At 51.5% G+C, this 13,729-nt stretch carries 12 protein-coding genes, 1 pseudogene and 1 other annotated feature; of the genes and pseudogenes, 9 read left to right on the plus strand and 4 right to left on the minus strand.

The features are described 5' to 3' along the window. Positions 1-185 precede the first annotated feature (185 nt). The 5 genes from FD28_RS09605 to FD28_RS09625 all read left to right on the plus strand — a co-directional run bounded on the left by FD28_RS09605 (position 186) and on the right by FD28_RS09625 (position 5,436). Positions 186-1,310: an NAD(P)-dependent alcohol dehydrogenase gene (locus tag FD28_RS09605; protein WP_057734827.1), complete on the plus strand. Its 1,125-nt coding sequence runs from the start codon at positions 186-188 to the stop codon at positions 1,308-1,310. A gap of 262 nt (positions 1,311-1,572) precedes the next feature. Further along, positions 1,573-1,944 carry an MmcQ/YjbR family DNA-binding protein gene (locus FD28_RS09610; protein ID WP_057734828.1) on the plus strand — a complete coding sequence of 124 codons (372 nt, stop codon included), beginning with the start codon at positions 1,573-1,575 and terminating at the stop codon, positions 1,942-1,944. Between the two features lie 137 nt (positions 1,945-2,081). Then, positions 2,082-2,332: a binding site (T-box leader), on the plus strand. Positions 2,333-2,462: 130 nt separating this feature from the next. Next, positions 2,463-4,106 carry a peptide ABC transporter substrate-binding protein gene (locus FD28_RS09615; protein ID WP_057734829.1) on the plus strand — a complete coding sequence of 548 codons (1,644 nt, stop codon included), beginning with the start codon at positions 2,463-2,465 and terminating at the stop codon, positions 4,104-4,106. Between the two features lie 160 nt (positions 4,107-4,266). Beyond that, complete coding sequence (locus FD28_RS09620) at positions 4,267-4,794, plus strand: GtrA family protein (RefSeq protein ID WP_057734830.1); 528 nt, start codon at positions 4,267-4,269, stop codon at positions 4,792-4,794. A gap of 69 nt (positions 4,795-4,863) precedes the next feature. Next, positions 4,864-5,436, plus strand: a complete 573-nt coding sequence (locus FD28_RS09625; RefSeq protein WP_057734831.1) for a cadmium resistance transporter — start codon at positions 4,864-4,866, stop codon at positions 5,434-5,436. 383 nt (positions 5,437-5,819) lie between these two features. Here the strand turns inward: FD28_RS09625 and FD28_RS09630 are convergent, their stop codons facing one another. Continuing rightward, entirely contained in the window at positions 5,820-6,434 is a 615-nt protein-coding gene (locus FD28_RS09630) for a LysE/ArgO family amino acid transporter (protein ID WP_057734832.1), read from the minus strand. A gap of 131 nt (positions 6,435-6,565) precedes the next feature. After that, the gene (locus tag FD28_RS09635; protein WP_057734833.1) at positions 6,566-7,162 is read right to left on the minus strand and encodes a sugar O-acetyltransferase; all 597 of its coding nucleotides are present in this window, start codon (positions 7,160-7,162) and stop codon (positions 6,566-6,568) included. 104 nt (positions 7,163-7,266) lie between these two features. Between FD28_RS09635 and FD28_RS09640 the strand changes: the two genes are divergently transcribed. Further along, a complete protein-coding gene (locus tag FD28_RS09640) occupies positions 7,267-7,944 on the plus strand; it encodes a hypothetical protein (protein ID WP_057734834.1) in 678 nt (225 codons plus the stop codon). A gap of 53 nt (positions 7,945-7,997) precedes the next feature. On the opposite strand, the gene FD28_RS09645 is transcribed toward FD28_RS09640, so the two are convergent. After that, positions 7,998-8,882 (minus strand): LysR family transcriptional regulator, encoded by an 885-nt coding sequence (locus FD28_RS09645; protein ID WP_057734835.1) that lies wholly within the window; start codon positions 8,880-8,882, stop codon positions 7,998-8,000. A 137-nt stretch (positions 8,883-9,019) separates the two neighbouring features. Here FD28_RS09645 and FD28_RS09650 point away from each other — a divergent pair, with 137 nt between their 5' ends. From FD28_RS09650 to FD28_RS09660, 3 genes are all read left to right on the plus strand, one after another. Further along, positions 9,020-10,657 (plus strand): malolactic enzyme, encoded by a 1,638-nt coding sequence (locus FD28_RS09650; protein ID WP_057734836.1) that lies wholly within the window; start codon positions 9,020-9,022, stop codon positions 10,655-10,657. Between the two features lie 193 nt (positions 10,658-10,850). Continuing rightward, positions 10,851-11,822 (plus strand): AEC family transporter, encoded by a 972-nt coding sequence (locus tag FD28_RS09655; protein WP_057734837.1) that lies wholly within the window; start codon positions 10,851-10,853, stop codon positions 11,820-11,822. 145 nt (positions 11,823-11,967) lie between these two features. Further along, positions 11,968-13,110: an MFS transporter gene (locus FD28_RS09660; RefSeq protein WP_057734838.1), complete on the plus strand. Its 1,143-nt coding sequence runs from the start codon at positions 11,968-11,970 to the stop codon at positions 13,108-13,110. A gap of 94 nt (positions 13,111-13,204) precedes the next feature. Here FD28_RS09660 and FD28_RS09665 read toward each other — a convergent pair. After that, positions 13,205-13,723 (minus strand): annotated as a pseudogene (locus FD28_RS09665) (NAD(P)H-binding protein); the annotation flags it as partial. Between the last annotated feature and the right edge of the window lie 6 nt (positions 13,724-13,729).

The raw sequence follows: 13,729 nt of genomic DNA on the forward strand, positions 1-13,729 counted from the left end.
AATTTAAAAACGGAAAATTCTATCGTGAATAAATCTAATTCTGGATTCTTGAAAGCTGGTCACGACAGGGGTTCCGTTGACATAGGTGGCTGATAATCTTTCTGTAAGCGTTTACATTGGCCGCTATGTGTGTGATAATTAACATGTGTAATGACATAAAATTTAAAACCGAGGTGCCAATTATTATGAAGATTAAAGCTGCAGTTGTTGATAAGCAAAGTGCTGATTTTGAAATTCGTGATGACGTTGAACTGGCCGAAATGGGTCCCGACGATCTTCAGGTCCACATGGTAGCGAGTGGGATCTGTCACTCTGACGAAGCGCTCCGTACCGGGGTTGCCGTCATTGACTACCCTATCGTGTTAGGTCACGAAGGCTCTGGGATTGTCGAAAAAGTTGGGCCAGAAGTTACCCAATTCAAGCCCGGTGATCACGTCGTTCTGAGTTTCTACGGCTGTGGGAACTGCAAGAGCTGTTTAAAGGGGATTCCAACCCAATGTGAAAACTACGCAGCTAACAACCTGTCCGGGGTTCGTCCTGACGGGACGGCGCACTTCACCGAAAATGGCCACAAGGTTGCCGACATGTTTGACCAAAGCTCCTTCACTTCCACCACGGTGGTTCGTGAACGGAACGCCGTTAAAGTCGACAAGGACTTGGATTTGCGGGGCTTAGGTCCTCTGGGCTGTGGCTACGTCACGGGTTCTGGGACTGTGCTCAACACCTTGAAGCCAAAACCTGGTGACACCATCGCCGTCTTTGGGACCGGTGCCGTTGGGTTGGCTGCCATGATGGCCGGCCGGATTTCCGGATGCACTAAGGTTATTGCGATCGACATCGTCGACTCTCGTTTGAAGTTGGCTAAGGAACTCGGTGCCACGGATACCATTAACAGTAAGAACGTTGACGACGTGGTCAAGGCTGTCCAAGACTTAACTGGCGGCTATGGGGTTAACTACGCGGTTGATACGACCGGGGTTGCCAGCGTTATCTCCAGTTCCATCAATGCCTTGGCACAAGGTGGGACTTCAGCTGCTATCGCCGTCACCAACCACCACATCGACTTGGATACCTGGAATGACCTCTGTGTCAACGACAAGAGTGTTATCGGGGTCAACATGGGTGATTCCATTCCTCAAGTTGATATTCCACGGTTGATTGAATTTAGTAAATTAGGGATGTTCGACTATCAAAAGACTGAAAAGTTCTACAAGTTCAGTCAAATCAACGAAGCCAATGCTGATTCCGTTTCTGGGAAGACCATCAAGCCAGTCTTGGTCATTGATGAAGACTACGTTCCTGGGAAATAAAGCGTGACTCGTGTCTAACTAAAACCGGAAGATCTGTGCTGAGACGCAGGTCTTCCGGTTTTTGCGTTGTCTCTTGTGTATGTTACTTAAAAATGACCGCGCTCCGGATTTCAGGGATTCCGCCTGCCTTTCACCCGGTATGCCTAATGTTCACACCGGTCGCTAGCACAACCCCATTCATCGGCTCAGCTGTATGTCCCCACATTGAAATCCACCCTCATCCATCGTAAACTAGACCTATATCTAAAGGAGGATCTTCGCCATGGTCACGCGACAAACTATTTTTGATTATATTGAAGATAATTACGGCGTCAAACCCGAATATACCTTCAAGAGTTACCCTAAGTACGCCGCCCTCAAGAACTTACAGGGCAAGTGGTTCGGACTCGTCATGAATGTTCCTCGTGAAAAGCTCGGGCTATCCGGTACCGCCGAAGTCGATGTGCTCGACGTTAAAATCGACCCCGAACTGGGCAGTATTTTACGCGAGCAACCCGCCTACCTTGCGGGCTATCACATGAACAAGGACCACTGGCTGACGATTCTGCTCGACCAAGTCGATGACCAAACCGCTTTGCAGCTATTAGATGGCAGTTACCAATTAGTTACTAAAAAAGGCAGTCGTCTAAGCTAATTATTAATAATTAATTCAAGGCTGCGATTCTATCACTGCCAATTAAGCTTCACGAAACTGGCAAAAAAATTTTAAGCACTGGGTTGACACTCACTCTTTCGCGGGGTACACTAGCCTCAATTCAATAAATCGTCCGAAACAAACCATTGAAGTGGAGATCAAGATTATCGTGCACGTCAAGAGAGCCGTCGTTGCTGAGAGTACGGCCGAACGCAGATAGTTAAATGGACCACCGAGGGCTTCCCCGAAACATTTGGATTACGGGAAGACGTGCGACATACGTCAGTTGTCAGGGAAATGTTAGTTTCCTGTGGAGAGGGATGGGGTCCGTCTATTTGACGACGACCCATCTAATTAAGGTGGCACCGCGGTTAAAACCGTCCTTAACACATTGGCTGTTGAGGACGGTTTTTTGCATACATTTAAGTTAACCGAGGAGGAACACCACATGATCAAACGATGGCAAAGCTCACTGTTATTTCTAACCCAGACACTTACAAAATTTGGAGGAATACATCATGAGTTTATTAGATCACAAGAAAGCTTTACTATTATGCGCCGGAATCGTTGTTATCGGCGGCGGCATCTTCGCCGTTACCGCCCACTCGAAATCCACTAAGACCGCTGCGGCCCAACACCTGAACCTGTACCAGACCGCCACCATTTCCAGCCTGGACGTTTCCAAGATCACCGACAACATCTCCGGTAACGCCCTAAGCCAAGTTGGTGAAGGCCTCTACCGCCTGGACGCCAACAGTCAGGCGAAGAACGCCCTGGCCACCAAGACGACCGTTTCTGATGGCGGTCATCAATACACCATCAACCTGCGTCACGATGGCAAATGGAGCAATGGTGAGCCGGTAACTGCTCAGGACTTCGTTTACTCCTGGGAACGGACGCTGAACCCGAAGTCCAAGTCCGAGTTCACCTACAAGTTCGCCAACATTAAGAATGCCACTGCCATTGCCGCCGGTAAGAAGTCACCATCGACTCTCGGCGTCAAGGCCGTTGGCAAGTACCAGCTCAAGGTGACGTTAAGCCAACCCGCTTCTTACTTCAAGAAGATGATGGCCGACACCACTTACTACCCCCTGAATGAAAAAGCCGTGAACAAATACGGTAGCAAATACGGGTCATCTGCCAAGACGACCGTCTACAACGGGCCATTTACCCTGACCAACTGGAGTGGAACCAGCGATAACTGGACGTTAAAGAAGAACGCCAACTACGCTGAAAAGAAGAACGTCAAGCTCCAATCCATCAGCTACAAGGTTATCAAGGACAGCACGACGGCTTACAACCTGTATCAATCTAAGAAGCTCGACCAGGTTACCCTGAGCGGCGAACAAACCACCCAGAACAAGAACAACCCCGACCTCAAATCATTGGCCGCCGGTCGAATCGGCTTCATCCAATACAACGAACACAACAAGGTCGCTGCCAACCAAGACCTGCGTACGGCCATTTCACTGGCCATCAACCGCCAGCAGTTAGCAAGTAAGGTTCTGAAGAACGGGTCACTCCCCGCCAAGACCTTCGGCGTCAAAGACATGATGAAGAACCCTAAGACGGGGGCCGACTTCACCGCCGATGCCTACACCAAGGGCACCGTGGATACTGATCCCGCCCAAGCTAAGACGCTGTATCAACGTACCTTGAAGCAACTCGGCCAAAAGTCCGTCACGTTAACCATCACCTGTGGCAATGACGATGCCAGCCAAAATATCGCTGAATTTGTTCAAAGCGCCATCACCAGCAAGCTTGGCGCTAAAGTTGAGGTCCGTGCAATGCCTTTCCCATCCATGCTCAGCAACGTTTCCAAGGGGAACTTCCAGCTGAACCTGACGAGCTGGGGCATGGACTTCGCCGACCCAATTCAATCCCTACAAATCCTGCAATCTACCAGCAACTCTAACATGGGTCACTACAACAGCAAGACTTACGATGCCGCTTTAAAGGCTGCTGAGGGAACGGACGCCTTAAACAAGACGGCCCGTTACCAAGATCTGGTTAAGGCCGCACAAACGGCCCTCAAGGATCAAGCCGTTACGCCATTGTATGAAGGCCGCACGAGCACCCTGGTTAATCCCAAGGTCAAAGGGGTTGTCTACAACAAGTTTAACGGGAGTGCGGATTACCAGAATGCCTATGTTGCCAACTAACTTCTAAATTCACGAGGGTGGGCCGTTGCAGTGACGTTTAAAAACGGTATAATTAAATTAGCAACTTAATTACGCGTTTTCATAACTCGGGTTGACCGCTGAAAGCTTTGATGACGGTACCGCCTTAGGGTTAAAACGTCATAGAAAGGTCTCAGAAGTTATGGACAGTCAATCAGACAAAACACCATTACGGCATGACCATTACCCGACCACTGCGGCTGAGTACGAGGCAGAACTGACCGAAACGGAAGCCGAATTTGAAGAACAACTGGAAGAAGTCGAAGATAAGGTTCACGGTCAGGTTCAGCGTTACCTGTTATTCGGGGCGCTAACCGTCGTTGTTAACATCGCCCTCTTCTATTTCCTAGCACACACGTTGGGCATTGAATATCAACTGGCCAACTTCATTGATTGGTTGCTGGTCGTTCAAGGGTCCTTCTGGTTAGACCGGACGTTTGTGTTCAAGCACAAGTCCAAGACGCCTTTCCGGGAAATGGGAACCTTCTACAGCACACGGGTAGCAACCTACCTGATTGAATTCGTCATGTTGTGGCTTGGAATTTCTGTTATGGGCGCCAACGGGACTATCACCAAGATTATTGGTCACGCGGTCGCCGTCACGGTTAACTACTTCCTGTCGATGAAGGTTGTTTTCAAACACAAACCAGCTAAGGAAGAAACGAAGTAAGTTAAAAATTAAGCGGTCATCTCGTTGAGACGGCCGCTTTTTCATTTCAAATGAAGGTTGGAACTGCTCATGTCACTCTCACTGCTTCTCACCAGCATCGGTATCTTCTTCGTCACGGACACCGATGACCTGGTGGTGCTCCTCCTCTTGTGGTTGGCGGCACACGGCCAGCGGCAACGACGCACGATTATCCTCGGCCAATACTTGGGAATCATCACCTTAATCCTCGCCTCCTGGCTGATCAGCCGGGGCATGTTGCACTTCAACGTGGCTCACTGGACGCACTGGCTGGGATTGGTGCCCTTTATTCTGGGGATCACCGGCCTCATCAATTGGTGGCCGGCCCGACATAGTCAAACCCCACCGCCACGGCTGGCCCAAACCGTCAGTCTGCCGCTCGTCTGGTCGCTGACCATTGGCAACGGTGGCGATAATCTCAGTATTTATATTCCCTTTTTCACCCGGCTGACGGTTTCCGAATTCGGTGGCGTCTTCCTGGTCTTTCTGGTCATGGTGGGCCTGTGGCTCGGTATCAGTCACCGCCTAGCTCGTTCCACTACTGCCACCAAGTTTTTCGCGCGATTCGGCGCCTGGTTATCGCCCGTCCTCTTCATCCTGGTCGGACTGCTGATTCTCTTTTAAATGTTTCACATGAAACAAAACGGTTCGTCACATCCCCAGTAAGTGGGTGTGACGAACCGTTATTTTTATCAGCTAAAGATTGAAAGATGACATCCCCACCATGTCCCGGTATTGGTAGGCATTTGTGTCATTAAATTCGACTAAATTTGACGCACTCCGGCTCTGATTGTGTTTTACCACGAAAATAGCTGTAAGTGACGACTGCCTGACCTTTCGAGGTTCAACTAATCACGACCGTTACAGTCATTAACCACAGTCAACTGAGAATACCGCGTAAGCCGTGAGGTCGGCAGATATGGGCTCAGGCGCACCGTCCCAGACCATATCTGCCGACCGGTAAGGCGAAGGGACCACTAGGTTGCCCAATTTTAGGTCGACTGTTTTTACCAGAATAATTGTCCGGCCTGCCAAAGGAGATATCCCCCGTAGACCATGACCACGATTCCGGAAAGAATGTTGACCCACAGCATCAGCTTTTGTGGCAGGCGTTCCTTCAATAGGCCCAGGATCAGTGTGATCCCGGCGAACCAGATGGCCGTGGCGGTAATGACCCCCGTAATGAAGGGGAAAACTTCCCCATCGGCCAACGTGCTCCGCAACGCCCCAAACATCAGGCTGGTATCAATGATCGCCTGTGGGTTAGCCCAGGTCACGACCCAGGCATTGACCAGTGATTTTCCCATGGGCATGGTCTGACTGGAACTCGCCAGCCGAAAGCTACTGGCCGACCGCAGAATACCAAATCCAATCCACAGAACCAAGATTCCCCCCAGCAACATGATCACGAGCTTGACCGTCTCGTGGGCGCCAATCAGCGCCCCCATTCCGAAGAAGGCCGCCAACGTCAGCGCCGTATCGGCAAACCAGACCATCACCGCCACGATACCAGCCCGTGGCAGGCGTTGATTAATCGCATTGTTAAAAACAAATAAATTTTGCATCCCGATTGACGAGACCAGCGCGATGCTTAGTAACAGCCCGCGGAAAAACATCGACATAAGACTCTATCCTCTCATTTTGCACTATTTAACGATGATACACCACCTGAATAAAAAAAGCAGCCCCGGATGAGCTGCCGCTGCCACTAATTTTCGAAAATTGCGGGTTTAAAACCTTAAAATTGCGCGGTTCAAAGGAAGTCATGACCCACGAATCCCGTCTTATCCGCCGCTGTAATTGGCCGGATAACTTGGCAAGGATTTCCCGCGGCAATCACATTGGCGGGAATGCTGTGGGTCACTACACTATTGGCGCCAATGATGGTTCCGTCCCCAATCGTGACGCCGGGCATCACGGCCACATTAGCCGCTAACCAGCAGCGGTTGCCAATCGTAATGGGTTTGGCAATACAGCCACCCGTCTGCCGTTCGATCGGATCAAACAGGTGATTACTGGTATACAGCCCCACTCGCGGCCCAAATAGTACGCCATCACCGATCGTAATCCGACCGCCATCAAGCATCACCACGTCATAATTCGCGTAGAAGTCACGGCCAACGTGGATATTGGCCCCAAACTCACAACGGAAATTGGGATTAACCACGGGATTTGCGCCAGTACTGCCCACGAGAGCCGTAAACAGCCGCGCCCGTTCGGCTGGGTCATCGCTTGCATTCAATGCATTGGTCTTAGCGGTCGCGCGGTCCCGTGCCGCAATCAACAGCGGATCGAGGTCATCGTACGGTTGTTGCGTGGCCATATAAGCAAATTTTTCGGATAAGTTCATGAGTCACCCTCCTTTAAAGATCATCATACAAGTTCTGAAAAGCAGTATCAACTCGTCGCAGCACCGGGTATAATGGAGCCAAGACAAACTATGGGAGGCACCACATGAGTCGTAACCATATCATCTATCAAGCTAACATCACTGACAAGGGCGAACCGCAGATTACCTTTACCCCGGATACGCCAAACTACGCAGACGTTGACACCTTCCGCGACCTCTTGATGTTGACATTACAGGCAACACAAGACGTCTTGCATCTGTCGGATGCCGATTTTGAAGCCATGGTAAACGATGCATTGGCAGAAGCCCAGGCGCGACGCCAAGAACATCTGCTTAAACCAACGGACACCGTCAAACTGATCACGAAGGACCTCGACTCTAATCAACGTGAAGAGTTTCTCGTGGCGGTACGTGATCTTCAAGACATCACCAATGACGATGATGTTCTGACGATTACAACCCGTGATTTTTCATTTTCCTTCATTGATAATGACACCTACAAACAAATCAAGAAAAACATTCCCGCCGATGCCGTCGATCAGATTCCAACGGCATTAGGTATCGATCACATTCTCTACGCCTATCGCGCCAATCAAGAAGGCGTTGGCCAACTGATTCAGTACGCTCAGGCCAATGACTGCTACACCGATATTACGAGCGAAGACGACGAGGACGTTCCCGACACGCCAGAAGAATTTGAAAAATTTATGGAACAGGAATTTGGCGATCTCCGAGCAACCGATGACGGTTCAGACAATATTATTCCTTTCCCTAAACGCTAATTGCACTGCCAGTGGCCTTAATGGTCGCTGGCAGTTTTTTTGGCCAAATATCGTCATTCCGCCAATGTCCCTCGCAGGACCGCCAAGACCTGTTTCTGCGCTGGCGTCAAGACGTGGGAGGCGCGGTAAGCGATGCTGGAAATGAATTCGGGTTGTTCGTCATCCAACAGTTCCAGTCGAACCACGTCGCGACGCTGCTGATCGACCAATCCCGTAAGATAGGTCACGCCCACGTTTTCCGCCACCAAGTTCATGATGATGTGGGTATCGCGGGCTCTGAACACCACGTCCGGTCGAAAGTGATTTCGCCGGGCCAGCTGGTTAAACGCCGCATCGTGGATAAAACTATTGTTGAAGAGCACGAATCTTTCCCGCCGTAATTCACTGAAGTAAATCCGTTTGCGCGCTGCGAGGGGGTGCTGCCGTGACACAAAAATATTGAAGGGCTTGCGGTCAAATTCCTCGGCCACGATGGATTTGTACGACAGGGGTTCGGTCGACCCCAGTAAGGCCAGATCCACCTGGCCGTCCCGCAAGGCGTTGCGCAGCCAGACCGATCCCCCCTCTAACGTCTCGATGTTTTCCAGCATCCCCCGTTCCTGCAAATGCGCCGCCACCCGGGGGAAATAGTGATTCTCAATGATGGGCGGCAATCCCAGTACGGTCCGCTGCTGAGTTAGCCGCGTGATTTCTTGGTGAGCGAGATCAAGCCTCTTTAAAATGGCCGTCGCATGAATCGCCAGTTGTTGGCCACTGGCCGTCACGGCGAGGTCCCGATGCACCCGGTCACGTAAAAATAGCTTCGTCCCAAACTCGGTCTCCAGGCGTTTAATAGCGGTGGTGATGGTTGGCTGGGTGACGCCAAACTCGGCGGCCACCTGCGAAAAGTTTTTCAATTTAATTAAGCGATCAAAATAAGCCAAATCTTTGGTGTTCATTTCGGAATCCCCTTTTAACAGACTTAATAGGCCTATTATAAATTATTTTTATAATGACTGCCAGATTTGACTATAGTTTTCCTGACCGACTATAGTATGGCTTGTAAAGTTGATAACGAATTGGAGGAACTTAATTTATGAAATCTACAGCTTCCATCTTAAATAACCCATTTTTAAACAAAGGCACCGCGTTCACTCAGGCTGAACGCCAAGCACTCGGCCTAGTCGGCACGCTACCTAGCCACGTCCAAACGTTGGACGAACAGGCCACCCAGGCTTACGCCCAATTCCAAAGCAAGCCCAACAACCTGGAAAAGCGGCTCTTCTTGATGACCTTATTCAATGAAAACCGGACGCTTTTCTTCCGTTTAATGGACGATCACGTGGTGGAATTCATGCCAATCGTCTACGACCCCACGGTTGCCGACTCTATTGAAGAATACAGTCACCTCTTCACGGATCCTCAAAATGCCGCCTTCATCTCCGTTGATGACCCCGACAACATCGAGGCTTCCCTGAAGAACGCCGCTGACGGCCGCGATATTCGGCTGGTGGTTGTCACCGACGCCGAAGGTATTCTCGGCATGGGCGACTGGGGCGTTAACGGTGTGGACATCGCCGTGGGTAAGCTGATGGTTTACACCGCCGCAGCCGGAATCGATCCCGCCCAAGTCCTTCCCGTCAGCATCGATGCCGGGACTAACAACGAAAAATTATTGGCCGATCCCCTATACCTTGGGAATCACCACAAGCGGGTCTACGGTGACCAGTACTATGACGTCATCGACCGCTTCGTTACCGCAGAACAGAAGCTATTTCCAGAATCACTCCTGCACTGGGAAGACTTCGGGCGCTCCAACGCTCAGGTCATCCTCGACAAGTACAAGGACAAAATTGCCACATTTAACGATGATATTCAGGGGACTGGGATGGTCGTTCTGGCCGGGATTCTCGGCGCCCTGAACATCTCCAAGGAAGACATCAAGGACCAAAAGTTCGTGACGTTCGGTGCTGGAACTGCCGGCATGGGAATCGCCAACCAGATTCTCGACGAATTGAAGCGCGCCGGCCTCTCCGAAGACGAAGCACGCAAGCACTTCTACGCGGTCGATAAGCAAGGTCTGTTATTCAATGACACCCCTGATTTGACCGCCGCACAGAAGCCCTTTACGCGTGACCGGGCCGAATTTGACAACGCCGACGACTTAACGAGCCTGGCAGCGGTTGTTAAGACCGTTCACCCAACCGTTCTGATCGGAACCTCTACGCAACCGGGAACCTTCACCGAAGCCATCGTCAAGGACATGGCTGCCCACACGGAACGGCCAATCATCTTCCCTCTGTCCAACCCAACCAAGCTGGCCGAAGCAACTGCGGCTGACCTGATCAAATGGACGGACGGTAAGGCACTGATTGCCACCGGGATTCCTGCCAGCGACGTGGCTTACAAGGGCACGACCTACCACATTGGCCAAGGCAACAACGCCTTGATGTACCCTGGTTTAGGCTTCGGTCTGATCGCCGCTAAGGCCAAGGTCCTGAACGGCGAAACGCTCTCCGCCGCTTGCCATGCCCTGGGTGGTATCGTGGACACCACGCAACCCGGCGCTGCCGTCTTGCCACCCGTTTCTCAATTGACCGAGTTCTCACAAAAATTGGCTGAAATCGTGGCCCAAAGCGTGCTCGATCAGAAGCTCAACAAGGAACCCGTTGCCGACGCTAAGCAAGCCGTAGCCGACATGAAGTGGGTTCCCGAATACCAAAACATCGACTAGTTTTCGAAAAAATTTACAGTGATTATTGCGCCAGCAGGAGTTGGCTCAGCTTACCTCCTGCTGGCGCAATGCGTTAATAAGCCTTGTGCATGATTAAATTGTGTCACCACCATTAATGTGAAAACCAATAAATACCTTACAGCACTAAGCATAAGTAGCTGATTGAAAATTATTTGAAAGAAGGTCGTCACTCGTGGCTGTTTTATGGAATTCAATTCAAAGTGTCCTCGTCGTCGTTTTAATCATGATCCTCGGTTTTGTCCTCCGGCGACAAGGCTGGTTCGACGATAAATTCGGCGGAACCATTTCCAAATTCATTAAGAACATTGCCCTGCCAGCCTCCATCTTCGTCTCCGTGTTGAGTCGTTTAACCCGTGGCCAGCTGGTCTCCTTCTCGGGGTATCTGGTCTACGCCTTTCTCGCGGTCATCATTGGCTACGTGATTGCGTTTGGCCTGGTTCGACTGATGCACGTGCGTCCTGGTCGTAAGGGGATCTTCATCAACGCCGTCGTCAACGCCAACACCATCTTCATTGGGCTTCCCTTGAACATTGCCCTGTTTGGCGATAAGAGCATGACCTACTTTCTGGTCTACTATATCGTCAACACCGTTTCCACGTGGGCCTTTGGGGTCTTCCTGATCTCAAATGATGATCCCACTAAGCCGAAGGAAAAGCATCACAACCACATCGACTGGAAAAAGGTCATCCCCATGCCACTCGTGGGGTTCCTGGTGGCACTGGTCTTCCTGCTGCTCAACATCCCCGTCCTCAAGATCAGCTTCGTTAATTCCACGCTGACTTACGTGGGGAACCTGGTCACGCCGCTGTCCCTGATCTACATTGGGATCGTGCTGGCGGACGCCGGCTTAAAGAGTATTCACTTCGACCGTGATACGGTTGTCGCCCTGCTGGGTCGGTTCGTCCTGTCCCCCATTTTGATGGTGGGCGTGCTCTTAGCTGCCGGTCACCTCGGCGCCAGCTTCCCAACTCTGGCTTCGCAAACGTTGATTGTGCAATCCGCAACGCCAATGTTAGCGGTCCTGCCGATCCTGGCCAATGAGGCCCACGGTGACGTGGAATACGCCACCAACGTGGTCACGACCAGTACGGTCCTGTTCATTATCGTGGTGCCAGTGCTGATGTCGTTGATTCAATTTATCTAGTATCACGCAAGATTTCCCCTTTCCTTTTTCTCTAATATCCGGTATACTAGCGTCAATTAAACTTCCGAAAGCGGGAATTCCCCGTCATGTTACTAGTTAGAACACTTCTACTAGGCTGGAATAGCCTAAGGAGTGTTCTATTTTTATGCAAAAAAACATCAAGATTACCCTAATTCTCATCACCGCCATGAACCTGCGACTAGCAGTCACGGCTGTTACCCCACTATTTTCGGCCATTCAGCGTACCTTACGCGTTGACAGTACACTGACCGCGTTACTGGTCACACTTCCCCTGCTGTGCTTCGCCGGTGGTGCCATCGTGGCTCCACGTCTGATTAACCGATTCGGCATCCGTCCTCTAATCTTCTTCACCAACGGCGTCCTTCTATTAGCCAACCTCCTTCGTCCCCTCACCACCGGTACCTTGCTGATGGGAACCTTACTGATTGGGCTCGCCGTTGCCCTGCTAAACGTTCTGGTACCGACCATGGTAGCCCAAGTCACAACAACGGGGGCCGCTGCCCGCCTGACCAGCTACTACGCGGTAACGATGAATGTCGTGGCGGCTATCGGTACGGCGGGGGCCATTCCTCTGGCGCATCTGTGGGGCTGGCAGGCCGTCTTGATGGGATTTGCTCTGCCAGCCGCCGCGACACTGATTGTGGCAATCCGATTACCACGGCATAGTTTCCAGCAAGCAGTGACCACTTCTGCAACTCAGCTTAGTCTAGGGGAAACACTGCGCCATGATCCACACGCCTGGAAACTAACCCTCTTCATGGGTCTCCAGTCCCTGATCTTCTATAGCTTAACCACTTGGCTGCCCACGATCTTTCAAACTCTTGGTGCTTCGGCAGCCCTGGCTGGCACGCTACTCGCCGTCTTTCAAGTGGTGGGAATTCCAGCCGCGCTGGTCCTAAACGCTATCACCAACCTGCGTCGCCTATTAGTTCTGCTAGTCATAGGCTATCTAGGGGGTATGGCCGCGCTCCTGTGGTCCGGTATCGGCTGGTGGCTGGCGGCCGGCTTGCTAGGCTTCACCTGCTCCCTGATTTTTTCCTTGGCACTGACCCTTATCGCGACCAGTAGCCAGCACGTCGGCGTCATTGCCAATCGTTCGGCCATCGCCCAGTCGCTGGGCTATCTGCTGGCAGCCATTGGGCCGGTAGTCTTTGGCCGAATCCACGACAGCCTTGGGAGCTGGCACCCTGTTTTGCTGATCCTTCTAGGACTCATGCTAGCCACCATTATCAGTGGATTATGGGTGGCACAGCTCCCAGAAAAATAAGGTTAAAAATAGCGGCCACCCATCAAGGTGCGCCGCCATTTTTTGGCCTAATATTGTTTCACATGAAACATTTTAAACGATGCTTTCATCATGCTCACTTCCGATTGATTCCCAGACTATCACGTGACCCCAAAGTCTCATCGTGCGCCAGCCGCATCACCAGATCGGCGATACTCTTCCGCGAAACATCATGACCGCCAAAGGGCTCGCCCTTCTTGGTCACCTGATAGTCCGTGTCATTGCCATTATCGAACCAACCGGGCCGGATGACCGTATAGTTTAAATCAGAGGCTTCCACGATATCGGCAGCGTCTCGGTAGCCTTGCAGCATCGGATTACCGGCCAAGTTGCCGCCCGCACCCACGCTAGCTGGAATTTCATTGTAGATTCCCATTGAGGCAATGAATAAGAGACGCTTGACGCCGGCCACGTCCATGGCCGTTACCAGGCTCTGGGCCATGCCCGCCAATTGACCGCTCAAGGCCGCAAAGACCACGTTCTGTCCCTGCAAAGCCGTCGCCAATGCAGCAGCATCGGTGACACTACCGGCAACGGCACGCTCCCGCTGAGAGAGTTGGCCCAATCGGCCCGTGTTTCGGGCCATTAAAAGGAGAAATAA

Source organism: Levilactobacillus hammesii DSM 16381, assembly GCF_001434395.1.
Classification (GTDB): Bacteria; Bacillota; Bacilli; order Lactobacillales; family Lactobacillaceae; genus Levilactobacillus; species Levilactobacillus hammesii.